The sequence below is a fragment of the Paenibacillus sp. P3E genome (assembly GCF_001909045.1).
In the GTDB taxonomy this organism is placed as follows: Bacteria; Bacillota; Bacilli; order Paenibacillales; family Paenibacillaceae; genus Paenibacillus_AQ; species Paenibacillus_AQ helianthi.
Genome location: NZ_LVWH01000165.1, coordinates 117,195 through 141,577 on the forward strand (window position 1 = coordinate 117,195; position 24,383 = coordinate 141,577).

Genomic DNA, 24,383 nt, shown 5'->3' on the forward strand with positions numbered 1-24,383 from the left:
ATGGAATGTCACTTATTCAATCTATTCATTTTACCTATGAAAGAAAAGGATGTAAACTTTCAGTAACAAGGAAAGCACACGCTGTCCTCTGAACGAAAGGAGCGAAGCCTTATGAAAAAGCTTGGCATAGGCTTGCTGCAGGTAGCCGGACTCACCGTATTTTCGATGTTGGTTAATTCCTTAACCCCATATCTCCATATTCCCATTCCCGGAAGCATCATCGGCATGATCCTTTTATTCGCACTGCTGGAATCCGGTATCATCCGTCTGAATTGGGTAGAAGTTGGCGCTTCCTGGCTGCTTGCCGAACTGCTGCTGTTCTTTATCCCTTCAGCTATAGGTGTTATGAATTATTCGAAGCTGCTCGAAGCAAACGGCCTTCAAGTGCTGGGAGTTGTGCTCGTAGGCACTTTTGCCGTTATGGCCAGCTCAGGGCTGCTCACGGGAGCCATATTTAAAGTAAAGGAGCGTAGAGGCTCATGATGACCGGACTGCTCTTGCTTGCACTGACCGTCGCTGTGTACCTGCTGGCGAAGCGAATCTACGCTTCCAGTGGCAAAATGTATACCTCCCCGCTCATCATCACGCCATTGCTGGTTATCAGCTTTCTGCTGATGACGGGAATTCCCTATGAATCCTACAATGCGGGAGGAAAATGGCTTTCGGATCTGCTGCAGCCGGCAACCATCGCCTTTGCAATCCCTCTTCATAAAAACTTCAAGGTACTCAAAAAGCACGCCGCCGAAATTGCGGCAGGCGTGCTGTCAGGAACGGTTATGGCCGTGCTCTCCTCGATGCTGCTGGCCAAATGGCTGCATCTAAGCGGCGCCCTGGCAACCAGTCTGGTACCTCGTTCGGTGACTACACCGATCGCCATGAGTATCTCGCAAAGCATCGGCGGCGTTCCCAGCATTACGGCAGTATTCGTGATTCTGACCGGAGTGCTGGGTACACTGATGGGGCCTTCTGTCCTTCGCCTCTTCCGCATTGACAACGAAATTGCGCGCGGTGTATCGCTGGGAACCGCCGCGCACGGTACGGGCACCTCCAAGGCTTTCGAGCTGAGTTCGCTGACCGGCACCATCTCCAGTATCGCGATGATTCTGACCGCGCTGTTCTCCATAGGGCTTGCGCCGGCTCTCCTCGCGGTTTTCCTCCACTAGGCCGCCCCGGCTTGGGCCACAAGACCTGACAACTTACAGAGCTGTCAGGTCTCTTTGTGTGCATGAACTTGCTTACTCACTGTCTGTTCTTACAGTTTCACCGGCAATCCGCTCTGTGCTGATTCATAAGCTGCACATGTCACCTTCAGCGTCTTGTAGCCGTCTTCGTAGTCACTGAGAATACGCGACCGGTCACCGGTCCGCACGGCATGCAGAAAGGCCTCGCTCTCCACCGCGTAGGGGTTGCCTGAATTGGCATATTCCTGGCTGTCGCCGCTGCGCACCTCAAGCAGACGCTCCGGATTCCAATCCAGCAGTCCTTTGTCATTATAAAAGCTAAGTCCTACCCGGCCCACTTCACCCGGCAGCACGCAGGTATTCGAGATATTCGCAACAATGCCATTGTCCAGCTTCAGGGACACCGTCCCTACATCTGCTACAGTTACGCCCTCATGCTGCTCATGCATGATGCGGTTGCCGAACATGCCGTAGACCTCTGTCACCTCTCCGCCCAGATAGCGAAGCAGATCTACGATGTGGGTGGTCTGCTCGGTAAATTGTCCGCCGGACTGCTCCTGATCGCGCCACCAGGCTACACCCGGCATGCCGCCCATCCACTGTCCGACAATCATCCCCACCTTATCCCCGCTAAGTAATTTCTTCAGCCGGGCAATATTCTCCTGATAGCGGAAGTGGTAGCCAACCGAGGTCAAGAGTCCATGCTCCTTAATATCCTGCAGCAGGCTGGCCGGAATCTCCGTACTCGAGCCCAGAGGCTTTTCCACAAAAAAAGGAATATCCCTGCGGATCAGCGCCCGCTCTATCGTTCCATGAGACTGTGGAGGCACACAAACGTACACCGCATCCAGCTTGTGGGCATCCAGCATCTCTGTAATTTCCCCATACCCTTCGGCACTGTAGGCACTAGCCATCTCTTCGCCTTTTTGCTTAGTGCTGCCGCAGATGGCCTGGAGCTTCACATCTTCCATTCCTGCCAGCAGGTCGGCATGCACCTTGGAGAACCAGCCCGTTCCTACAATCCCTATATGAAGTGTCATCATTTTACCTCCCGTAATTCTGGATGTATACCTTTTCAAAGATTATACCCGTTCAGGTGCGGATAAGGTAGTCCCGCCACTCTTCGGGCAGCAGGTCCGCATAAGGCTGCTGCAGGAAACGGTCATCCGCCAGCACGATAATCCCGCTGTCACTCTCGCTGCGGATCAGCCGCCCGCCCGCCTGCTGGACCTTGCACATGCCCGGATAGACATAGGCATAGTCAAATCCGTTCTTGCCTTGGGACTGAAAATAGCCGCGCAGCAGATTGCGCTCCAGCCCGACCTGCGGCAGGCCGACGCCGACAATCATTACACCGTTCAGGCGGTCTCCAGGCAAATCGACACCCTCCGAGAAAATCCCGCCAAGCACCGCAAAGCCAAGCAGCGTCTCCGGGTTGTCCGGACGAAACGAAGAGAGGAATTCCTCCCTCGCCTGCTCGCTCATGCCGCTCCCCTGCACCAGAGTCATGATCTCAGGATACTTGTCCGTGAACACCTCGAAGACGTTCTGCAAATACGCGTAGGAAGGGAAAAACACCAGATAGTTCCCCTTTTTCGCAGCCATCCCCCGCAGTGTATCGCTGAGCGGCACCAGGGAATGGGCACGGTCATGATAGCGGGTGGATACCGGAAGCACGGACACCTCCCACTGCTCTTTGTGAAAGGGGGAAGCCACACGCAGGCTATAATCCTCCTCCGCCGAACCAATCATGTCCCGGTAATAAGACATGGGCGAGAGTGTAGCAGAGAAGAGAATCTGGCTGCGGAAGCCCTTGGCCATCTGCTGCAGCAGATGCGAGGGGTCCAGATTGAACAACTTCAGGAATACATCACCGCGCCTTACCTCTGCGTAGGTGACATACCGTTCGTCATAGGTCTTGAATGTGCGCAGCATGCCCTGGACCGCATAATAAGTATCCAGCAGACTGCCTTCCTCTTCATCCGGCAGAGCTACAAGCGAAGAGGATGGACTCAGCAGCTCTAATTCCGCTTCAGCGGCAAAGGCCTCCAGCAGCAGCGGCAAGTCCTCAGGGTATTCAGCCCATTGCCCCCCTCCATCTTCACTACAGCTTTTGCGCAGCGCAATGAAAAAAGCATTCACCGCCTTGGACGCAGCACCTAGCTTGCGGTTTACCGTCTTATACTGCCGCTGCAGGCTCAGAAACGGCGCCTTGGTCAGCGAGGCGGAGAACATTTCCCTGCCCCGGTCGACCAGATTATGAGCCTCATCCACCAGCAGCACCGTCTTCTTCTTCCGTTCCTCCGGTAACCGTTTCAGGCTGATCCGGGGATCATAGATATAGTTGTAGTCGCAGATGACCATATCGCAGGCATAAGCCGCATCCAGCGAGAACTCAAACGGGCATACCTCATGCCTCCGGGCATATCCGGCGATGATCTCCTGTGTCATCAGGGTTTCATGCTCCAGCATGTCCAGCAGCGCCGCATTCACCCGGTCATAATAGCCCTCGGCAAACGGGCAGCCCTCCTTGCCGCATTCCTCCCGGAAGCAGGCCTTCTCCTTGGCCGTCAGGGTGATAGCATGCAGATGAAGACCGCCGGCAACCAGCAGCAGGACCGATTCCTGCGCCGCAAACCGGGTAACCGTCTTGGCGGTCAAATAGAAGATACCTGATATTATCCCTTCACCCAGTGCTTTTACCGCCGGAAAAAGGGTCGACATCGTTTTACCGATGCCTGTGGGTGCCTGGGCGAACAGATTCACACCTTCGGCAGCCGTCTTATAGACGGCGGCAGCGAAACGCCGCTGACCCTGCCGATAGTCCGGGAAGGGAAAGGTCAGACTCCGGATACTCTCATCCCTCAGCGCCCCATGGCGTATCCTCAGTTTCGCATAAGGTGCATACCTTGCAACCGTGTCAGCGGCAAAGGCTGCAAGTTCTTCGCGGGTAGCCTTCCGGTACAGGCTGCGCTGCTCGTCGCTGCCCCTAAGAACATAGGTGAGCTTCACTTCAATTGAAGCAAGCTCCTGCTCAAGTGTGATCATATAGGCATACATTAACGCCTGCGCCCAATGAACCTCCCGCCCTTCCTGGGTGGAATCCAGAGGTCCGGCAATGGATTTGATCTCCTCTACAATCAGAGTGCCATCTTCTCCGGCTAACAGTCCGTCACAGCGCCCATCGATGATGAACAGCAGGTCCTCATAAGGAATCTCCGTCTTGAGATAGACCTCTTTGCGGTCTCCTTCTTTATATTGCTTCTGAATATGCTGGTGAATACGCGTGCCTTCCGCCATGGCTGAGCCGCTCCGGAAACCCGGTTCCAGGCTGCCGCTGCTGAAAGCATATTCCACGAGTGTTCGTACCGAAAGAAATACCTCTGCACAGTCCATGTTTCTTCCTCCTCCACCGCTAACCCCACCTTATTTCCGCCCTTTTCCTCCGGTATACCACCATTAAACGTTAATCTTCCAGGCTTCACAGGTCTGCATTTCAAATTGCTCTTTACCGGGTGGCTATACGGCATTTCTGATTTTTGACAATCGTCGCCCAGCGCTGCATAATTAGGTCTATTAATAATGGAATTCTTATGTCTTGTACCTCTTCCTCCTAGCCGGGAATTGGTGTTTATTATGCAGAAAGAAGGCGAAGCTGTGTCATCCTTACCCGTTAAACGATGGTTGTTCAAACCATTCGTGTTTTTCTCCATTCTTTTTATCCTGAAGAGTTTTCTTGCCTGGGGCGTAATCTTTGGGGATTTGGCCTCCTGGAAAACACTCTTAACAGAGATTCCCTTTGTCTGGGCCTTATTTGCCCTGATCGAACGCTTCGCTTCCAAACGGAAGCTTGGCTATTACATGACGGTTAATCTGCTTGTCACCGCAATCTTTTTTGCCGCCATTATGTACTTCAAATATTACGGCGTCATCGTAACTTACCATGCGGCGGAACAGGTCAATCAGGTCACGGCTGTACGCAACAGCGTATTCTCCCTGATGGATCCGTATTATCTGCTGATCTTTGCCGACATCATCGTCTTGGGCTTCTATTTCTTTATTAATAAGAAGGGCCGGACCTACAAGAAGGATAACATTAATCACCGCAACGGAAAACTCTCGCACAGTCTTCTGTTTGCAGTTTCCCTGGCTCTTTGCCTGTTCAATATCCTGCCCAACAAGGCCAGTATGAATGAGATCAAGAAGGCGCAGGAGATGGGCATTCTGAATTATGAGGCGTACACGATTTTTGCCAAAGACAAACCTGAGCTTGTGAATGCCAGTGAAATCACCCAGGATGCGATCAACAAGCTGAAGGGAATAGATACCGCCGCAGTCTCACCGCTTCAAGGCATAGCCAAGGGCAAAAACCTTATTATTATTCAATTGGAGTCGTTCCAGAGCTTTCTGCTTGGGCTTAAGCTGGACGGACAAGAGATTACACCGAACCTGAACCATCTGATGGAGAACAGTCTGTATTTCCCCAATTTCTATCAAATGGTCGGACAGGGGAATACATCAGATGCCGAATTTGTAGTGAACTCTTCCTTCTATATTCCGCCGCAGGGTGCGGCTACCATGGCTTATGTAGACAAAGAGCTGCCCAGCCTGCCGCGTCTACTGCAGAACAACGGCTATCAGACAGCTACTTTCCATACCAATGATGTGGAGTTCTGGAACCGCGGTGAGCTCTACAGCGCACTCGGCTGGGAACATTATTACGATCATAAGTTCTTCGGAGACGAGGATTCTTTTTTCTTCGGACCCTCTGACGAGGCGCTCTACCGCAAGACCTCTGATAAGCTGAAGGAAATGGATACGGACAGCAAACCTTTTTATGCACAGGTCATTTCAATGTCTGCCCACCATCCATTCACCATTCCTGAGGAAAAATACAAGATGAAGCTGCCGGAGCGGTATGAAGGTACTTTTGTCGGGGATTATGTCCGGGCCCAGAATTATGCGGACTATGCCTTTGGACAGTTCGTGGATGAGCTTAAGGCAAATGGTGTATGGGATGACAGCCTGATCATGGTCTATGGAGACCATATGGGGTTGCCAATCTATTCACTGGATCATGATGATAAGGAATTAATGACGGAAATTTACGGGCATGACTACGAATATGCCAATATGCTCAACATCCCGCTGATTGTCCATGATGAGGGGACGATTCAGCCTCAGACGTTGGATCATGTCGGCGGCGAAGTGGATATCATGCCAACCGCAGCTAGTCTGCTGGGAGTGTCCATGGACAACAACATTCACTTCGGACAGGACATGACAAGCCAGGCCTATAACCTGCTTCCCCAGCGTTATTATCTGCCTACCGGATCCTTTATCGCCAGCTCCGGGCTGCTGATCCCCGGCAACAGCTTTGAGGATAATACGCAATCCCGTCTGGCCTCGGGAAACAAGTCTCCGGCCGGAACCGAGGATGAGTACAACCGTGCGCTGCGCCTGCGCCAGCTCTCGGACAGCTACGTCACGCAGCTCCCGGATAAAGTTAAGGCTGCAGAATAATACGCCATCCAAAAAACAGTCTTGCCTCAACAGAAATATACAAAAGAAACCTCTCCTTTGAAATGGATATGTAGTAACTCCATTTTACTAAAAGAGTGGTTTCTTTTTTTGCGTTTAACCGTTGATCAATCTATATCTCAAAGGCTCGATGCATTCCAAATTTAATGTTGTCCATAATAATATTTGCCACATCAGCCGGGATCATGTGGGGTGAATATTCGTACCACCACTTCACCGTAGTCATTGCAGACGATGCAAACAGACGAGTTAATAACTCTTGTTTTTCTGAAAGCTCCTTTTCCTTCCCCGTTTCCGTTCCCTTCCTGTTTTCACAAAGACATTCCCGGGTCCTTCTTTCAAATAACCGCACCATATCTTCATAGATCGATAACTCCATATTTTTATTCCACAAAATAAGATACCAGTCTTTATGATCATACATAAATTCGAGTTGTTTTCTTAAAGCATTCAGTGATTCATTGGTTTGTTTATTCTCCAGATTAAAAGAGGCTAAATTAACATTGTTTGCAAGGTCTCCAAGTGTTGATTTTACGAGTAATTCTCTCAGCTGGTATTTATCCTCATAATACTTGTAGAATGTAGAACGGTTAATTCTGGCTGCAGCCGTAATATCTCTTACAGAAATAGACGAAAAGGTTTTTTGGCGAATGCATGCTTCAAATCCCCGCTTTATATTTTCAATGGTTTTGATCACGCGCAAGTCTGTAATATCCTTCAATAGGGTTCACACTCCAATATGTTCACAATAATCATAGATTGAGAACAACATATTCCATATGATGTGTTGCTTAAGCAACAAACGGGGCAGGCTTTACTGATATTTTTTATATTTTTCCTTAATTATAATATTCATATAAATAGCCATGCACAAGCATAGAAGGAGAAGTTTGTATGTCCAAGAATCGATTGAGCGCAGTATTGGGGATTGAAAAACCAGTAATCCAGGGACCTATGGCTTGGATATCAACAGCACCTTTGGTGGCAGCAGTTTCTGATAACGGGGGACTTGGTGTATTGGGAGTAGGTTTTGCCCCTGCGGAGTTTATTAAGGAACAGATTATAGCTACGAGAAAATTAACGAGTAAGCCTTTTGGAGTTAACGTTATTATGATTCCTGAGCTATTAGATCATGTAACAAAAGTGGTTCTGGAGGAGAAACCGCCTGTAATTTATGCAGATACCTTACTAGGGCTTGATCTGGAATTGTCCAAAAAGTACTTTTCAATCTGGCATGATTTAGGCCTGAAAGTGATTGTGAAAGCAAGCACAATCCAGGACGCCATTACGGCAGAGCAGGCCGGGGCAGATGCAGTGATTGTAAAAGGCTGGGAAGGAGGAGGACATACATCCTATGAGGCAACCACGGTCCTTGTTCCGCAAGCAGCGAACTGTTTATCCATACCTTTAGTAGCCTCCGGCGGTATTGCAGATGGACGGGGAATGGCGGCAGCAATTGCCCTTGGTGCGGATGGTATTGAAATGGGAACAGTTTTTATGTGTGCTGATGAAACAGTAGTGCATCCAAATGTCAAAAATGCCATGATCAAAGCCGGTGATATGGAGACTGTGATCACAGGATATTCAACGGATGAGCCATGCAGACAATTGAAGAACAAACTCTCTGAGGAAATGATCGACATCGAGAACCAATTCAGCAAAACAGAGGCGGCTGTAAAACTGAAAGAGGTTGCTGAAAGTTCTTTGAAAAAGGCCATGCTGGAAGGTGATGTTGAAGAGAAGGGTGCTGTTATGGCGGGACAAATTGTCCCTTTGATCACTGAGGTTAAAAGCGTTAAGGCTATTATAGATGATGTGCTAAGCGGATATCATGCAACCATCTCTAAGCTAGTTGTATTCGAAGTTTAAATAATTGTTATAGCGACCCGCGGAAAAGCGGTAGTGTCCGTCTTTGGGCCAGGCACCGATTAACAATGGTCCATACGCGAAGGAGCCTCCCCGAGCACAACCGTCTATCCGGCTCCAAAAACAAGAGCTGTCCCAGCAGCCATTTCATGGCTTATGGGATAGCTCTTTTGTTATAAAGTCCTTATTATTTTTATCCGGAACGGCAATTGCCCTCCGAAATTAACGCTCCTGCTGCTCCAGCATCAGATAATAGTCAGCCAAATTGCGCAGCTCCTCCGGCTTCAATATGGCTAAATGCTCGCTAAGCAGCAGCAAGTAGCGGTATCTCGCCTCCTCCAGCAGCTTTTCCCCCTTGGCGGTAAGGGTCACAATGACGGCTCTGCGGTCTTGCTCATCCGGCTCGCGCACACTAAGTCCCAGCAGCTCCAGGCGATCCAGCATCACTGTTACCGCACTTGACTTGACCTCCATTTTGTCCGCAAGCTGGATCACACGGGCATTCTGCTCCTGGGCGATCATACGAAGCAGGCCAAATTGCGGCACGGTAAGTCCCATTTCTTTGTGCAAAGACATCTGTGATGTGATTTTTCGCTGTACCTTCCACATGGATAATCCCAAACGTTCTACCAGCGGATCGATGGGTTGCGACATTCCTTTCAGCTCCAGTCCGTTTGTCCTTGATCAAGCGTAACATTATCACAGTCCATGATTCAATGCTTTTATATATGATTTTTTTTACACGATTCGGCATTTCCCGACACAAAAATACTATATTCTCTCAAGCCGCTCATGAGCTATAATCGTAGAAGTGATACAGTAGTATTGCTGAAAACATTAGAAGTAGGGTTGGTGGTAGAAATAATGAAGCTGGCAACAAAATTAACCTGGATGATGCTTATTGTGTTGCTTTTGGTCGGGTCTTCCATTGGATTCTTTGGTTACCGCACCGCTTATCATCAAGTGGATGAGGCTGCTGGAATCGAGCTGGTGGGCTGCGCCAACATCACGACTGGCCTGATTGATCCCGCAGACATTGCGGCACTTGTTGGTGGAGATAACAGCAAGGTGGCTGCTATTGAAGACCGGATCGGCTGGATTGTGGCTCATAAGCCAATTTTCAAAGAAGCATTCATCCTTTCTCTGGACGGTAAGATTCTCGCCGCCGATGCCAGCATGAAGAAAAGAGGCTACAAAGCCGGTGATTCCTTCTACTTCGCAGAAGAAGATAAAGCTATGATAACTACCATGAAGCATTCCGCATACTCCAAAGTATATACCTACCAAGACACCTCGCTCAAAACCGGATATGGCCCCATTTATCAGGATCATGATCCCAGCAAACCCATTATTGCACTGATGGCTATCAATTTCGACGGACCTTTAATTCAGGAACGGACCAAGGATATTATTGTTCAGCCTTTCATTATCGGCGCATCAATTCTGATCGTAGCCATACTCGCCGCTTATCTGTTGATCCGTCGTATGGTCAGTCCGCTTACCAAGCTGTCCGGTTCTGTGAATACCATCGCCCGAGGCGACCTTACCCATGAACCGCTGCTCTTCAAAAGCAAAGATGAAATCGGGACACTGGCCCGCAACTTCAATGATATGACGTTGAGCCTGCGTGAGCTGATCACCCAGGTGAATGACACCTCCATGCTGGTAGCGTCTTCCTCCCAAGAGCTGTCTGCCAGCGCCCAGGAGACGAACCGGGCCGGCGAACACAGTGTGAATGTTACTATTGAGCTTGCCGATGGCGCGAATACCCAGCTGAAGGACCTGGAAGGCAGCTACAAATCCGTGCAGGATATGTCCCGTTTCATCTCCGAGATCGCCGACAATGCCGACAGTGCGAGGGATACTGCTGCGAGCAACGCCCAAAAGGCCCGTCTGGGCCGGCAGTCCATTGACTCCACAACCACACAGATAGGCGTTATGAGCGGAAGCATCCAGGATCTTTCAGACATTATCACTACACTGGGCAGCCACTCCAAAGAGATTGAGAACATTGTCGGCACGATCGCCAGCATTGCCGAAGAAACCAATCTGCTGGCATTGAATGCGGCTATAGAAGCCGCCCGGGCCGGAGAAGAGGGCCGGGGCTTCGCCATTGTCGCCGGCTCCGTCCGCAAGCTGGCTGAGCGTTCCGCCAGGTCTGCCGGACAAATCGGGGAGCTGGTCAGCCTGATTATCAGCCAGATGGACGATGCCGGTGAAACGATGAGACGCTCTACGGAAGAGATGCAGCAAGGCAAGGAACTGATCGTGTCTGCCGGCCAGTCTTTCTCCGAGATCGAAACTTCAGTCTCTGACATGTCTTCCCAAAGCCAGCAGATTTCTGCGACAGTCCGTGAGCTGGGATCCATCTCAGGCGGGCTGGTAGAAGCGATTCAGAATATTGTCAGGATCTCCAATCATACGGCTGAAGGTGCCGAGACCCTCTCCGCCACTTCCCAGGAGCAGCTTGCAGCGATGGAGGAAGTAGAGTCCTCCGCGGCTTTCCTCTCTTCACTGGCGGAGAAGCTTCAGGTTCTGGTAGAGAAGTTCAAGATCTAGGCTTTCATATACAAGCAAAAAGCGCAGAACCCTCGATGAGGTTCTGCGCTTTTTGCTGTCTGAGGCAGGTTATACCTATGTATTTATTACGCCGTATTCTCAATAAACCATTGGCCCAGCTCGCTGACTGGCATCGGCCTTCCGTAATAAAAGCCCTGCATCACCCGGCAGCCCAAGGACTGCAGCAGCTCAATCTGCTCAGGTGTCTCCACGCCTTCGGCAACAACCTCCATGTTGAGATTGCTGGCGATGGCAATGATATTGCTGATGATCGCCTTCTTGGAATGCATCTTGCTCTTGCGGATGAATACCTGGTCAATCTTCAGCGTATTCACCGGAATTTCATCCAGATTGCCCAGAGAGGAGAAGCCTGTTCCAAAGTCATCGAGCGATACCCGTACTCCAAGGTTCCGCAGCTTGGAGAGCTGAGCTACCGTCTCTTCCATATTGTTCATAGCGATGGACTCTGTAATTTCCAGTTCCAAAAAGTGAGGTTCCAGACCGGAGCGGACCAGCGCCTCTTCGACCACATCATACAGGGAGCCGCCTTCAAACATCCGGGCTGACATGTTGATGGAGACGGCAACATTCGCCACCTCCGCTTTGTGCCAGAGCATATTCTGGCTGCATACATCATGCAGCATCCAATAGGTAATCGGCACAATCAGCCCGGTTTCCTCCGCAATCGGAATGAATTCGGCAGGTGAAATAATACCGTGTTCCGGATGCCTCCAGCGCAGCAGCGCCTCCAGCCCGACGGTTACATTCATAAGAGAATCCCATTTAGGCTGATATACTACCATGAATTCAGAACGGGCAAGCGCCTTGCGCAGATCCTTCTCCAGCGACATCCTGCGTAGCTGGTTGCGGTTCATTTCCTGATCGAATACGCTGAACTTATTCTTGCCGGAGTCCTTGGAGGTATAGAGTGCCGTGTCGGCAGCCTTCATCAAGGCAGAGCGGTCAATCCCATGGACAGGAGTCATACTGATGCCTACGCTCGCTGTGACGTACAGCTCATTCCCCTCAATACTGTACGACTTCTTCACTTCTCCTAGGACATGGTGAGCCTCTTCCCGGGCATCTTCCATGGTGCAGACCGGAAGGGCAATCAGAAATTCATCTCCTCCCAGTCGGAAAACCTTGCCCTTGGTACCAATCACATTCCGCAATCTCTCAGCAACTTCCTGCAGCAGCATATCCCCAATATCATGTCCCAGGGTATCGTTAATGGACTTGAAACGGTCCAAATCGACAAAGAACACTGCTCCTGAGGGCCCGCCAAAAAATTCATTTTTGAAGTACCGTTCCAGCCCATGGCGGTTCGGCAGTTCGGTCAACGGATCATGATAGGCCATGCGCTCCAGCCCGTGCCGGTCCAGAAGAACCGCGCCGCCGGATACCGCAAGCATAAATAAAGTGACAAGAGAAACCCCCGTCAGCAGAATGACATTTGTCTGGACGAGAACAGGCCTCGCACCAAGCCAGCTGTTAACCTCCAAATGACTGGCCCGCAAGCTGATGTAATGCATCCCCGTAACCGCGATCCCGATAAACAGCGAGGAGTACAATTTCCAGCGGCTGAACCCGGGATAATCCTTGAACCTGCGAAAGAGGAACACTCCAGTATATGAGGCCAAACAGGCAACAACAACGGATAGCCCCTGGGTGGGCATCTCATAATGAATTCTCCCCCCCATCTTCATGGAGGACATACCCAAATAATGCATAGCGGAAATTCCGCAGCCGAGAATCATGCCGCTGAGGAACAAACGCCCCGTTCTCTGGCGGGGCATAGTGGCAATCCATAGCGACACATAACTGGCAAGCACGCTGATGAGCAGCGACAAAACAGCCATGCCCCCTTGATATCTAACCTCGAAGGGCAGGCGGCTGGCCATCAGCCCCACAAAGTGTATGGCCCAAATGCCGCTGCCAAGCACACAAGCTCCGGAGAGCAGCCACAAGCGTCTTACGTTCCCTGCCGAACGGGAAGCCTGTGAGATCAAATTAAGCGCCGAATAAGCTGCAGAAGCAGCTAGCGCAAAAGATAGTAAAACAATCCATATATTATATTGGATTCCCATTTGATCCATAGTCGACCTCTTTACCCGTTTAATTATCATCGTCGCCGCAGTACATGTATGAAGTAAAAAATATATACGAATATCAGATAAATGGAAGAGTGCGGAAAGATTATAGGCCATCCCTGAAAGTTAACTTTAGCTGTATTCTACCCTGTATTTAGTACACTGTCTAAGTAAATACTGGAACTTGAATCCTTTTTTTAGTGTCGGCAAAAAATGTCCATATTTGCGTGTTCGCATCATGCGCCGAGGGTTGGGATTTGTCCGGACTGCGAACCTTTACGAGGAAAGGCTGCGCGCCAAGCCCATACATTTACAGCTGCCAAAATTACCAAATAGATGTAAACCCCCGATGAGATAAGAGTGAACATATAATGAAGGCCCGCCATTCCCATCAGGATAAAGACCAGTACAAATCCGCTAACTGAGAACTCCTTCTGCTTCGCCGCCTCGTATTTCTCCGAGAACGGAAGCGCCGGCGGCAGCACCCGGAAGCAGATTAACGCAAATAAAGGTAATGCCAGCATTACAGCGGCCAGATCCGGAAGAATCCGGGCTCCGAACAGCCAGAGGAAAACGGCTGACTCCAGAACAAACAATGGAAGCATAAGCCGCAGCAGCGCGGCCTTAAGCATTCCCCGGTACACGGGAGCTGTTTCGGGCAGCGGAATGGTTCTGTAAATCCAGGCACCCTTGTAGCTGGCAGAATAGCGGAGCATTTGTACTACAGTCAGCAGCAGCAGCGCACTGAGATAGATGAACAAATGGGCTTTGGATTCTGTATGCACCGCCGGATCACTGCTCCACACCTGGTTGAATATGAAGATAAAAGGCAGCACTAACGATAACCCGACAGTCGGATACACCTTTAGTTTGAAATCCCGTTCATTTCTCATCATTGCCCAGGTGAACCGGAAGAACATGGCCTCTGCCTTATCCCGGCATAAAAGTTCTGACAACAAGCGGGGATAGCGGCCACTGTCTTTACCGGCAGCCCCCTGCTCCGCCAGCTTCTGCAGGCTCCGTTCGAACAGCGGCATCAGCTTGATATACGTATATAGCAGAATCAGCGGAATGATGACAGCCAGTACCGCCAGCACCGTAAACTCCGTCCCCCTGCTTCCACCCACCAGTACCTCAAACGGAGCAGCAAACCAGGCAGGTGCAATGAAGTATTGCCACCAGACGGGCTGGAAGGAGCCTGTCAGGTCTGTCATATTGAACAGCCGCGGAACCAGCTGGTACCCTACCGCAATCCCGATGGACAAAATAATTTGAATATAGTTGATGATATCCTTGAGTTTTTCCCCGTCAAAGACCCTCATAATCAGCAAATAGAGCAGCGCGGTAATCACAAGAATAAAACCATCCATCAGCAGAATTTCCACCGCATAGATCAGAAAAAACAGCCCCCCTTGTTTAAACAAGGCAACTACGAGCGAGGGTGCCGTCAGGGTTAGCGTCAGCGAAACCAGATAAATCAGAACGTGGAGGCTCTTAGCCATGTTCAGCGTCCTGCGGTCCACCGGCTTGGAGAACAGAATGTTCTTGTCCCGTAAATCCAGCATGACTGAAGAGAAATCAGAGATCAGGGTGGTGGTGATCATAAACATAACAACTGCAAACAGCACACTCATGGTCAGCATGTAGTTGCTATCAGGTACAACGAAGAGGATCAGCATAAGTCCAAGCAATAGATAGATCCACTGTACCCGGAGAGGCGAACCCTCGGTTTCCTGGCCGCTCTTCTGTGTTCCAAGCACTGTCGGTGTCCGCCTTCCGTCCATGGTCAGCTTCACCTGCAGAATGCTGCGCAGCATCTCATAATCCACACCAGCCCTCTTGAATACGCCCTGCAGCCGGTCAAGCAGCTTCAATACCCGGAAATCATTCATGCGTAGCACCTTCTCCAAGAACGGCCACAAACTCGCCGGCGATATCCCGGTACTTATCGAATCCGGTCAACTGATTAAAGATATCCTCAAGCGACCCTTCCCTGCTCTGCTCCTGAAGCTGTGCGAAGGTTCCGTCCGCCACAATGTCCCCGCCATTGATCAGGATGATCCGGCTGCTGATTTTCTCCACGACATCCATGATATGCGAGGAATAAAAGATCGTTTTGCCTTGCGCCGCCAGTGAAGCGAAGATTTCCTTCACCACCATAACGCTGTTCGCATCGAGGCCGCTGAGCGGTTCATCGAGGAACAGAATATCGGGATCATGCAGCATGCTGGAGATAAGCAGCACCTTCTGTTTCATCCCTTTGGAATAGGAGGCAATCCGCATATCGTAGGCCTTTTCCAAATTCAGCAAGCCCATCAGCCGTTCTGCCTTGGCATCGGCTTCGTTCCGCTTCATGCCATACAGCTCGCCAATGAACGTCAGATACTCCCGGGCGGTCAGGCTGTCATAGAGCTCGGCAATCTCGGGCACATAACCGATTCTCCGCTTGTAGGCGGTATCTCCATCCGCGATATCCCTGCCAAAAATCCGTACCGAACCCGTGTAGCCATCCACCAGACCCAGCATGATTTTTACCGTCGTACTCTTGCCTGCCCCATTCGGTCCGATATAGCCGATAATCTGTCCCCTGTAAACTTCGAGGTCGATCCCCCGCAGCACCATCCGGTCACTGTAATTCATCCATAATCCTGATATCGAAATGACCGGTTCTTCGGTAAGTCCCATAACCTGCGCCCCCTTCAAAATTACGTTATCCAATTCCATATTTATGTAATTATTAACACAAATCCTATTCTATCAAATTTCACATCGTCCACCTATAAAGAATTGCAACATGGGTGAAAAGAAAACAGGAACGGCCAGTGGCCGCTCCATATAGAATCCCTATATTGTATTCTCACTCTGGCTTCAGACTGATTCTCTCCCGCTGCCGTGCGGATGCAAGGCAGGTTTCAAGCAGCAGCATGTTCTGTACCGGGTCATCAGCGGCAACCGCTGGCTCTGCTCCAAAGACAGCTGCAGCAAAATTATCGGCCTGCCGGACGTACGGATTGGCCCCCGTTGCCCGGGCACGTCTGACTTCCCCTGCGGCGTATACAAAAAATTCAGCATCGTCAAATCTGGCATTGAAAGGCATCGGAATCTCGATCCGTCCTTCTGTCCCGAGCACCTCCAGCAGTTGGCGGTTGTAGGCCCACATGCCGCAGTCGAAGATCAGACTGACGCCGCCCGGGAATTCGACCAGCCCGGAGGCCATCATATCTACATGATCATGCTCAGGGGAAAAGATCGCCTGGACTGTAACCGCCTCCGGCTCGGCGCCGAATAACAGCCGCGCCGCAGTGAGTGGATAGCAGCCGACATCGTACAAGGAACCTCCGCCCCATGCCGATTTGAAGCGGATATTCGAGGTGTCTTCGGCATCGTTGTAGGTAAAAGTTCCCCGTATGGAACGCAGTTCACCGATTTCACCACTGGCGATAATCTGCAGCACCTCGGCAATCCGCGGATGATGCCGGTACATATAGGCTTCAGCCAAATGCACCCCCGCCTTCCGGCAGGCTTCCACTATCTCTGCCGCCTCCCGGCTATTCAGGGCAATCGGCTTCTCGCACAGCACATGCTTGCCGGCTTCCGCCGCGCGGATCGCCCATTCCCGGTGCAGATGGTTCGGGAGCGGAATATATACCGCATCAACATTCGGGTCCGCCAACAGCTCCTCATAGCTGCCGTAAGCCTGCGGCACGCCAAATTCCTTAGCGACGGCACTGCTTTTGTCCAGTCCCCGGCTCGCTACCGCCTGAATCACGCCCGTCTCCGATTCCTGTATGGCCGGCATGACCGAGCCTGTCGCGATTTGCGCACAGCCCATGATGCCCCAACGCAGCTTTTGTGTCATCGGTATACACCTTCCCTTATCATAGATTTTCTGGCTGTCTCTATTGAAACAATATCACAGAATCCGGCATATCTCTAATAATGGAGGCGGTTATTACAGCAGGACATTCAGCAGAATTGCCGCACCCAGCACCACAATTCGGGCCACGCTCATCAGTACAAAATTTTTGACAGACAGTATGAAGGTGGTCGCCTTCTCCTGCTTGTGGGCAAACTTCGCAATATTCCGGCGCAGCGGAATCAAGGTCAGCAGCAGGAGCGCGGCCAACACCGGATTCACTCCCAACAGCAGCAGCACGGCAAGGTCTACATAGGAGACATAGTACAGCAGCTTGAACAGCAGAAGCGCGTTGCTTCGTCCGATATACACAGGCAGCGTGTACCGCCGGTTGTCCATATCATCCTCAATGTCGCAGATATTGTTGGCCAGCATAATTCCGGCAATCCCTAGAATCGCCGGTATGGAGAACCAGAAGAGATACAGCACTTCCAGGATGTTAACGTGCAGACTGACCCAGCCTTCGGAGAACAGGAGCGTCACCACACTTTGATCGGAGTGAATATAGGCCGAGATGAAAATGATCACAAAACCCATAAACAACCCGGAGAACAATTCGCCCAGCGGCATCCGTGAGATCGGTATCGGACCGAATGAGTACAGAATGCCTATCAGGAAGGACAAGCCGCCCAGCAAAAACACCAGCAGTCCGGTTTCGGCTACCAGCGCAATTCCACCGCCTACCGCAAGCACCAGAAGGACAGCAATGGTAACAACGACCGTACTCTCTTTCAGCTTGTGGCGAACGATAGCATTATGCGTTTCATAACCATAGCCATGAGTTTTGGCCGCTTTTTTAAAATCATAATAGTTGTTGATTGCCGTTGTTGCCATGTCAAAGCTGAGCAGGGACACGAACATCAGTACAAAACGCAGTACATAGAAATCCTCAAACCGGTACAAGGCGTACAAGGTCCCCAGCAAAAAAGGCAGCATGCTTGCCACCTTCGTCGGCAGCTCGACAAATCGTAAAAAACTTTTCACATTCACGTCCATACTTCCTTATCTGTCAAATAAATGCGGGGTAGAACAAGGTTTTTCTCCTTCTATTATCATTTAATAATCATTATCATCGAACTATTATACATCAAAATTCGACACATTAGGGAGAAAAGCGCTGCAAAATATTCCCTAATCGTGGTACACTATTCAATATGGTACTTATTTCCTATTCATTTAAATACATTAAAGGGGAGCATCATGAAGCTACGCAAAAAAATGATCATTTTCACTTTTGTTGTTGCCTTGCTTTCCTTAGGGGTTACTTACATGCTTCTGCACCTCATCATGCTCAACCGCTTCGAGAAGCTGGATGAAGCCGCTCTGAAGGACAGCCTGGCGGATACACTCTCTTCCTACCAGGAGGATCTGCGGGATATGAAGACCGGATTGCTCAATTATTCACTCCGGGATGAGACGTACCGGTTTGTAGAACCGGGCAGTAAGTCCGAAGGTTCCATTGCGGCAGACGATGCTTTTATCCGCAGCACCTTCAATAGGACAACCTATGAAGTGAATCACTTCGATATGATTGCCCTGCTGGACAAGTCCGGACAGCCTCTATATGGAGGAATATATGATTCAAGCCTCAAGAGAATTTCCCTGTTGACACCGGAGCTTCAAACGCTATTAAGGTTGATGAACAGCCGGATACCCGCCTTTTCCGGTGCAAACGACAGTAAGTCCGGGATCGTGATGCTGGATAAAGGCCCAATGCTAATTACACTCACACCTATAGTCAACAGCCTCAGAGATCAACCGGTAATCGGTACCGCCATTGCCGGAAGAATGCTTCACCAGGAGGAAACCACCCATATCCGGGGGGAAGGCTCCTCCAGTATTCAAATTACAAGAGTGAGCTCAGAAGTACTGGCTCAGAGCAAGGGAAATACACTCTGGATGAGTCCGGTCTCCAACAGCATGATGTCGGCTCACACCATCGTAGATGATCTGTTTGGCAATCCGGGCGTGGTCATCACACTGAAGCAGCCCCGCCAGATCTATGAGAGCGGGCAGGAATCCATCTATAGCTTCCGGATATCCTTTTTTCTGATAACCGCTCTGAGCTGCCTATTGAGTCTGCTCTTCGTGAACCGCTCCATTCTGGAAAGGATGTCTTCACTGATTTCAAATATCCGCGCTATTGGCAGCAGTAAGGATCTATCCATCCGGATCCCCAGCACCGGAAAAGATGAATTCAGTGACGTGGAGCATGAGTTCAACCGGATGATTGATTCTCTGGAACAGGCCCAGGATGAGCTCAGGCAGCAATCCACGCTTGATCCGCTAACCCAACTGCCTAACCGCTCGCTCTTTTTTGCGAAGCTCAACGCTGCGATTGCCGCCGCGAAGGACAGCAGCCGGCAGATTGCGCTCGTCTTTATTGATCTGGACCATTTCAAGACCGTTAATGATACGCTTGGCCATGATTTTGGTGACGCTATGCTCAAAGAAACGGCCTTTCGGATTACACAGGCTGTCGGCCAGCATGATGTGGTGTCACGCCTTGGCGGCGATGAATTCACCATACTCCTCTCAGACATCCCCGATTCCGCTGCGATGGCCACTCAGCTAACGAGTATTCAGGAGGCTCTCTCCATGCCGCATCATATCCAGGGACACCTCCTCTATAACACAGCAAGCATCGGCATCAGCATCTATTCCCAAAATGGGGAGGACGCGGACTATCTGGTGAAGCAGGCCGATCTGGCGATGTTCCATGTCAAGGAGACGGGGAGAAACAACATTTTTCAATACTCCGAAGACCTGGAAAAGAGCATCCGGCGTAAAAAGGTGTTGTCCCAGCTGCTCCTGTCTGCAGCGGCTAAGGATGAGTTTGAGGTGCATTACCAACCGATTCTCAGAAGTACGGACCTGGAGGTGCACAAAGTGGAAGCCCTTCTGCGCTGGACTACTCCTTCCCATGGGCCCATTTCTCCTGTAGAGTTCATCCCGCTTGCGGAAACGAGCGGCTCCATTGTCGGTATCGGGGGCTGGGTGCTCCGGCAGGTTTGCACTGATTTACAGAAATTCCGCGAGCAAGGCCTATTCCTAACAGCTGCGGTCAACATTTCAGGAGTCCAGCTGATGCAATCCGGGCTGCTGGATCTGCTGCAGGGTTTGCTGAATGAATTCGGGCTGCCCGCCTCCTGCCTGGAACTCGAAATTACGGAGAGTGTGCTGGTCTCCGGTGACAGCATCCTCCAGTCGCTGCAGCAGCTTAGGGCGCACGGCTTCCGTATATCGCTCGATGATTTCGGCACCGGATTCTCTTCCTTGAGCTATCTGCGGCGGTTCCCTGTCGATGTAATCAAAATTGACCGTTCCTTTGTCTCCGAAATGACCCCGGCACCCCAAGGCGACGTGCTGGTCAAAGCCATTATCGAGCTAAGCCATAATCTGGGGCTGTGCGTGGTGTCCGAAGGCATTGAGCTGCCGGAGCAGTTCGATATGCTCCGAAGCCTGGGCAGTGACGAGCTGCAGGGCTTCTATATCAGCAAGCCGGTTACAGCCAAGGAAATCCCTCCCTTATTATCACAGGAAAATTCAGAAAATGAACGGTTCCTTTATAGGCAAGGTTCTGGTGATATGATATGATAGGCAAGCTGATAACAGCACCCGCTCCGGGTGCTGTTATCCTATGCGAACACTTTTGAAAATTGGAGGCATTTATTGTTATGTCAGCGCAATCGCCAAACACTCAATCCGTCAAAATCGTCACCGCCGACCCTAGCGCCATCGGCCTGTTCGGATTGGCTATCGTTACCCTGGTCGCTTCTTCACAAAAGCTCGAAATTACAACAGGTCTTAGCTACTGCATCCCATGGGCAATCTTCCTCGGAGCCTTCGCCCAGCTGTTCGCATCCATTCAGGATGCCAAGCACAACAACACTTTCGGCATGACTGCTTTTGGAGCTTATGCATTCTTCTGGTTCGGCATGGCTGCAAGCTGGCTGATCAAGCTCGGAGTATTTGGAACAGTTCTGGCGGAAGGTGTAGATCCCAAACAGCTCGGATTTGTTTTTCTCGGATATCTGGTCTTCACACTATTCATGACGCTTGGTGCGGTAGAAGCAAACCGGGTGCTGCTCATCATCTTTGTGTTAATTGATTTCCTGTTCCTCGGCCTGACCATGGATTCCTTCGGGGTCGCTGCTGAATTCTTCCACAAGCTGGCGGCCTGCTCCGAAATGGCTATTGGTATTGTATCCCTTTACGGCTGCGGCGCATCCGTGCTTAACGCTCATTTTGGCCGCACCTTCCTACCGGTTGGAGCTCCGCTTGGGATCTTCAAAAAATAGTTTTTCCACCGCAACGGATAAATACAATCTGCTCTAAGGCAGAACGTGTTTATCCGTTTTGATTTTGTAGGAACATTGTAAGCTTTTCCCTTGCACAATGACGATAAAAATGACATGCTATAGAAACACCTGCGACATATATCGACATTTTCCTCTGGTGCAGGAACCCGGGCGAAACCTCTTTCAATCTGACGGCGTAGCTGTTTCTACTTGTGACAAATTTAATGTTGAATTTTTTCGATATCGGAGGCAATCCATGGCTTTCATTAATAAAAAGCCCTTAACCATCATCATCGGCTTCTTAGTCGTGCTTCAGCTGTCTCTGTTCTACTATTACTCTCTATCAGTAGAACGGGAATACCGGGCTGAGAAAGCCGATTTGTCCTCACAAGCAGTCATGCTAACATCGAATATTGAAGAACAAGTTTCGATTGTCAAAGGCGTCAGTTCCTTTATTCAAACGGTCGGCTTTGACGCTGATCCAAAACTGATTAACCAATATTTAGTCACCACATACCACAATAATTCTAACAACGTTATGAATATCATGATCGCTCCGGACGGCCTCATCCATTATTTATACCCTCTCCCCGGCAATACAGCAATTCTGGGCAAGAGCCTGCTACTGGATTCGGCACTCTCCTCACCCGGGATGATACAGGAAACGATCCGCTCCCGCGGCATTACCATAGACGGACCACGGATACTGGCTCAGGGTGACTACGGTATGGTGATCAGGCAAGCCATCTATGAAAACAGCGCATTTGCCGGCATTGTCTCCGTCACTTTGAAGATTGACAACATCGTGAACCAGCTCCCGCTGAAGAACACCCAAATTTCAGTTACTGCAGACGACCATACCTTTCTGTTCGGCAACCCTTCCCCTGCGGAAGAAACGCAGCTTACAGTTCCTGTTACCGTCTACAATCAGCACTGGCTTATGAGCATCCCAGTACCCTCACAGAAAAAATGGGAGGTGCTGCGCAGCGTACTCTGGATCGACATCGCCTTCTTGCTGGTCATCGCATTTATTCTGTATATCTTCTGGCATCAGAGCCGCTTCAACCGTGAACTGGAACGGGTGGTCAGCATCCGTACACGCGATCTGCGCGTATCCAAACGTCTGTATGAGAAGCTTGCGCATTACGACAGTCTGACTGAAATACCCAACCGGCGTTATTTCATGGACGAATTCGAACGCTTGCTGCAATCTGCAGAGCTGACCCAGACCTATACGCTGTTCTTTTTCGATCTCAACCGGTTCAAGGAAATCAATGATACCCTGGGACACTCCATCGGGGACCAGGTGATCAAGACCCTTGCCAGCCGGCTGAAAGGTGGCCCGCTGCCCTTCAAACTGTTCGCGCGCACCGGCGGTGACGAGTTCGTCATGATCTTCTCAGACCTTCCCCGGGAGGACATTCGCGTCATTGCCGGCCAGATCAGCGGACTGATCTCGGAGACGCTGCTTATTTCCGGCGCGCATTTGAGCTTATCGACCAGTATCGGTGTCTCCCTGTATCCGGAGCATTCGCTGAACAAGGATGATCTGCTGAAGTTCGCAGACATGTCGATGTATCAGGCTAAAACGCTGGAAGACGCCAATTTCTTCATCTTTGACTGGGAACTGCGCGAGAAGCTGGAGCAGAAGACGATGATCGCCAAATATCTGCACTCTGCTCTGGAGCGTGAAGAATTCGTGCTTCATTATCAGCCGCAGATCAACGCCGTTACCGGTAAAATGATTGGCATGGAGGCGCTGATCCGCTGGAACCATCCCGAGAAGGGCCTGATCGGACCGGGGACCTTCATTGCTGCCGTGGAAGAAGCTGGACTGATGATTCAGCTTACGGACTGGGTCATCCGCGAGGTCTGCCGCCAGCTCTGTGAATGGAGAGCGATGGGCTTGCCGCTGCTTCGGACCTCAATCAACATCTCCAACAGCTGGTTCTACAACCGCAACCTGATCGAGAACTTACTCGCTGTTCTTGACCATCATGGACTGGAGACCAGTGTGCTGGAGTTCGAGATTACGGAGAGCACTGCGCTCCTTGAAGAGCATTATCCGCTGCTGCAGCAGATGCGCGATCATGGCATAGTCGTCTCGATCGATGATTTCGGAACCAAATATTCTTCGCTGAACTACCTGAAGCACTTTCCCGTGAACAAAATCAAGATTGACCGCACCTTCATTACCGGCATCGGTGTCAGTTCGATTGATGAAACGATTATCAAATCCATTGTATTCGTCGCCTCTCAGCTCGGTTATGATCTGATCGCCGAAGGCGTGGAGACGCAGGAACAGCTTGAATTCCTGATTAAGCATAATTGCCCGCATATCCAGGGCTTCTTGTTCTTCCCGCCGCTGCCTCCCGAAGATATTCATAAGGTTGCTTCATAAGCTATAGCCAGTATAATAAGAAGAACCGGCTGTGCCGTCCTTCAGGGGATGGCACAGCCTGATGTTAAGCCGAAAGGATTTTGAGAAACATGAATACGCTAACAACACCGGAATGGATTGTAACCATTGCCTTCGCTCTAATTCTTGCCCTGATCGCATTTCGCGTCATCCGCGGCATGCCGAATATGGCTGGAGATATTACCGCTTTCCGCAAAAGAACTTTGGTCTGGACACAGGTCGCGCTGGTGCTGACAGTTCTCCAGCTCAACTTCAAGGCAGGGGACTGGCGTTTTGGGATCATTCTTGGCCTCATCGTGCTGTTCACCGGCAGTATTTGGCTGGCCGCCCGCCATTATGACCTACGCCGTCCAGAGGTTGTTGAATCTGCTGAGCAGGATGAAGGTAAAGAATAGCAGAAGCTGCTTGACTTCGACCCTATTATCTTATAAGCAGCTCCCGGCAGGGGGCTGTTTTTGTATAAAGATAAGAATTTATAGGCTTCGCGCAATCCATTCTCCCCATCTTTCT

The 24,383-nt window shown here is 50.6% G+C and carries 18 protein-coding genes; 9 read left to right on the forward strand and 9 right to left on the reverse strand.

Features of this window, described 5'->3' with window-relative positions:
* The first annotated feature begins 111 nt into the window (after positions 1 to 111).
* Both A3842_RS15565 and A3842_RS15570 read left to right on the forward strand, forming a co-directional pair.
* On the forward strand, positions 112 to 483 hold the full coding sequence (locus tag A3842_RS15565) for a CidA/LrgA family protein (RefSeq protein WP_074087383.1): 372 nt from the start codon (positions 112 to 114) through the stop codon (positions 481 to 483).
* Complete coding sequence (locus A3842_RS15570; RefSeq protein ID WP_074087460.1) at positions 483 to 1,163, forward strand: CidB/LrgB family autolysis modulator; 681 nt, start codon at positions 483 to 485, stop codon at positions 1,161 to 1,163. The genes A3842_RS15565 and A3842_RS15570 overlap by 1 nt, the downstream gene beginning before the upstream one ends.
* A gap of 89 nt (positions 1,164 to 1,252) precedes the next feature.
* Here A3842_RS15570 and A3842_RS15575 read toward each other — a convergent pair whose 3' ends face one another.
* Complete coding sequence (locus tag A3842_RS15575; RefSeq protein ID WP_074101990.1) at positions 1,253 to 2,221, reverse strand: Gfo/Idh/MocA family protein; 969 nt, start codon at positions 2,219 to 2,221, stop codon at positions 1,253 to 1,255.
* A 52-nt stretch (positions 2,222 to 2,273) separates the two neighbouring features.
* Positions 2,274 to 4,577: a helicase C-terminal domain-containing protein gene (locus A3842_RS15580; RefSeq protein ID WP_074101991.1), complete on the reverse strand. Its 2,304-nt coding sequence runs from the start codon at positions 4,575 to 4,577 to the stop codon at positions 2,274 to 2,276.
* Between the two features lie 240 nt (positions 4,578 to 4,817).
* Here A3842_RS15580 and A3842_RS15585 point away from each other — a divergent pair, with 240 nt between their 5' ends.
* A complete protein-coding gene (locus tag A3842_RS15585; RefSeq protein WP_074101992.1) occupies positions 4,818 to 6,704 on the forward strand; it encodes an LTA synthase family protein in 1,887 nt (628 codons plus the stop codon).
* Between the two features lie 130 nt (positions 6,705 to 6,834).
* Here the strand turns inward: A3842_RS15585 and A3842_RS15590 are convergent, their stop codons facing one another.
* Positions 6,835 to 7,443 (reverse strand): TetR/AcrR family transcriptional regulator, encoded by a 609-nt coding sequence (locus tag A3842_RS15590; RefSeq protein WP_074101993.1) that lies wholly within the window; start codon positions 7,441 to 7,443, stop codon positions 6,835 to 6,837.
* Positions 7,444 to 7,616: 173 nt separating this feature from the next.
* On the opposite strand from A3842_RS15590, the gene A3842_RS15595 reads away from it, so the two are divergent.
* Complete coding sequence (locus A3842_RS15595; protein ID WP_074087388.1) at positions 7,617 to 8,591, forward strand: NAD(P)H-dependent flavin oxidoreductase; 975 nt, start codon at positions 7,617 to 7,619, stop codon at positions 8,589 to 8,591.
* A gap of 219 nt (positions 8,592 to 8,810) precedes the next feature.
* Here the strand turns inward: A3842_RS15595 and A3842_RS15600 are convergent, their stop codons facing one another.
* Complete coding sequence (locus A3842_RS15600; RefSeq protein ID WP_074101994.1) at positions 8,811 to 9,242, reverse strand: MarR family winged helix-turn-helix transcriptional regulator; 432 nt, start codon at positions 9,240 to 9,242, stop codon at positions 8,811 to 8,813.
* 210 nt (positions 9,243 to 9,452) lie between these two features.
* On the opposite strand from A3842_RS15600, the gene A3842_RS15605 reads away from it, so the two are divergent.
* Positions 9,453 to 11,147 carry a methyl-accepting chemotaxis protein gene (locus tag A3842_RS15605; RefSeq protein ID WP_074101995.1) on the forward strand — a complete coding sequence of 565 codons (1,695 nt, stop codon included), beginning with the start codon at positions 9,453 to 9,455 and terminating at the stop codon, positions 11,145 to 11,147.
* Positions 11,148 to 11,233: 86 nt separating this feature from the next.
* On the opposite strand, the gene A3842_RS15610 is transcribed toward A3842_RS15605, so the two are convergent.
* The 5 genes from A3842_RS15610 to A3842_RS15630 form a co-directional block, all read right to left on the reverse strand.
* A complete protein-coding gene (locus tag A3842_RS15610) occupies positions 11,234 to 13,243 on the reverse strand; it encodes a putative bifunctional diguanylate cyclase/phosphodiesterase (protein ID WP_074101996.1) in 2,010 nt (669 codons plus the stop codon).
* A 230-nt stretch (positions 13,244 to 13,473) separates the two neighbouring features.
* A complete protein-coding gene (locus tag A3842_RS15615) occupies positions 13,474 to 15,129 on the reverse strand; it encodes a hypothetical protein (RefSeq protein ID WP_074101997.1) in 1,656 nt (551 codons plus the stop codon).
* Positions 15,122 to 15,922, reverse strand: a complete 801-nt coding sequence (locus A3842_RS15620; RefSeq protein ID WP_074087393.1) for an ABC transporter ATP-binding protein — start codon at positions 15,920 to 15,922, stop codon at positions 15,122 to 15,124. The genes A3842_RS15615 and A3842_RS15620 overlap by 8 nt, the downstream gene beginning before the upstream one ends.
* 172 nt (positions 15,923 to 16,094) lie before the next feature.
* Positions 16,095 to 17,096, reverse strand: coding sequence for a Gfo/Idh/MocA family protein (locus A3842_RS15625; RefSeq protein WP_074087394.1), 1,002 nt, complete (start codon positions 17,094 to 17,096; stop codon positions 16,095 to 16,097).
* A 93-nt stretch (positions 17,097 to 17,189) separates the two neighbouring features.
* Entirely contained in the window at positions 17,190 to 18,143 is a 954-nt protein-coding gene (locus tag A3842_RS15630; RefSeq protein WP_074087395.1) for a 1,4-dihydroxy-2-naphthoate polyprenyltransferase, read from the reverse strand.
* Between the two features lie 210 nt (positions 18,144 to 18,353).
* Between A3842_RS15630 and A3842_RS15635 the strand changes: the two genes are divergently transcribed.
* The 4 genes from A3842_RS15635 to A3842_RS15650 all read left to right on the forward strand — a co-directional run bounded on the left by A3842_RS15635 (position 18,354) and on the right by A3842_RS15650 (position 24,268).
* Complete coding sequence (locus tag A3842_RS15635) at positions 18,354 to 20,750, forward strand: bifunctional diguanylate cyclase/phosphodiesterase (RefSeq protein WP_074101998.1); 2,397 nt, start codon at positions 18,354 to 18,356, stop codon at positions 20,748 to 20,750.
* An 80-nt stretch (positions 20,751 to 20,830) separates the two neighbouring features.
* Complete coding sequence (locus tag A3842_RS15640; protein ID WP_074087397.1) at positions 20,831 to 21,454, forward strand: acetate uptake transporter; 624 nt, start codon at positions 20,831 to 20,833, stop codon at positions 21,452 to 21,454.
* Between the two features lie 256 nt (positions 21,455 to 21,710).
* A complete protein-coding gene (locus A3842_RS15645) occupies positions 21,711 to 23,855 on the forward strand; it encodes a putative bifunctional diguanylate cyclase/phosphodiesterase (RefSeq protein WP_074101999.1) in 2,145 nt (714 codons plus the stop codon).
* An 89-nt stretch (positions 23,856 to 23,944) separates the two neighbouring features.
* Positions 23,945 to 24,268 (forward strand): hypothetical protein, encoded by a 324-nt coding sequence (locus A3842_RS15650; protein ID WP_074087399.1) that lies wholly within the window; start codon positions 23,945 to 23,947, stop codon positions 24,266 to 24,268.
* Positions 24,269 to 24,383: the final 115 nt, after the last annotated feature.

Excerpts from the sequence above, each read along its gene's own strand:
- A3842_RS15585 (WP_074101992.1), top strand. The coding sequence starts at position 4,818 with ATGCAGAAAGAAGGCGAAGCTGTGTCATCCTTACCCGTTAAACGATGG.
- A3842_RS15570 (WP_074087460.1), top strand. The coding sequence starts at position 483 with ATGACCGGACTGCTCTTGCTTGCACTGACCGTCGCTGTGTACCTGCTG.
- A3842_RS15650 (WP_074087399.1), top strand. The coding sequence starts at position 23,945 with ATGAATACGCTAACAACACCGGAATGGATTGTAACCATTGCCTTCGCT.
- A3842_RS15605 (WP_074101995.1), top strand. The coding sequence starts at position 9,453 with ATGAAGCTGGCAACAAAATTAACCTGGATGATGCTTATTGTGTTGCTT.
- A3842_RS15580 (WP_074101991.1), bottom strand. The coding sequence starts at position 4,577 with ATGGACTGTGCAGAGGTATTTCTTTCGGTACGAACACTCGTGGAATAT.
- A3842_RS15625 (WP_074087394.1), bottom strand. The coding sequence starts at position 17,096 with ATGACACAAAAGCTGCGTTGGGGCATCATGGGCTGTGCGCAAATCGCG.
- A3842_RS15615 (WP_074101997.1), bottom strand. The coding sequence starts at position 15,129 with ATGAATGATTTCCGGGTATTGAAGCTGCTTGACCGGCTGCAGGGCGTA.
- A3842_RS15595 (WP_074087388.1), top strand. The coding sequence starts at position 7,617 with ATGTCCAAGAATCGATTGAGCGCAGTATTGGGGATTGAAAAACCAGTA.
- A3842_RS15640 (WP_074087397.1), top strand. The coding sequence starts at position 20,831 with ATGTCAGCGCAATCGCCAAACACTCAATCCGTCAAAATCGTCACCGCC.
- A3842_RS15610 (WP_074101996.1), bottom strand. The coding sequence starts at position 13,243 with ATGGATCAAATGGGAATCCAATATAATATATGGATTGTTTTACTATCT.
- A3842_RS15600 (WP_074101994.1), bottom strand. The coding sequence starts at position 9,242 with ATGTCGCAACCCATCGATCCGCTGGTAGAACGTTTGGGATTATCCATG.
- A3842_RS15635 (WP_074101998.1), top strand. The coding sequence starts at position 18,354 with ATGAAGCTACGCAAAAAAATGATCATTTTCACTTTTGTTGTTGCCTTG.
- A3842_RS15645 (WP_074101999.1), top strand. The coding sequence starts at position 21,711 with ATGGCTTTCATTAATAAAAAGCCCTTAACCATCATCATCGGCTTCTTA.
- A3842_RS15620 (WP_074087393.1), bottom strand. The coding sequence starts at position 15,922 with ATGGGACTTACCGAAGAACCGGTCATTTCGATATCAGGATTATGGATG.
- A3842_RS15575 (WP_074101990.1), bottom strand. The coding sequence starts at position 2,221 with ATGACACTTCATATAGGGATTGTAGGAACGGGCTGGTTCTCCAAGGTG.
- A3842_RS15565 (WP_074087383.1), top strand. The coding sequence starts at position 112 with ATGAAAAAGCTTGGCATAGGCTTGCTGCAGGTAGCCGGACTCACCGTA.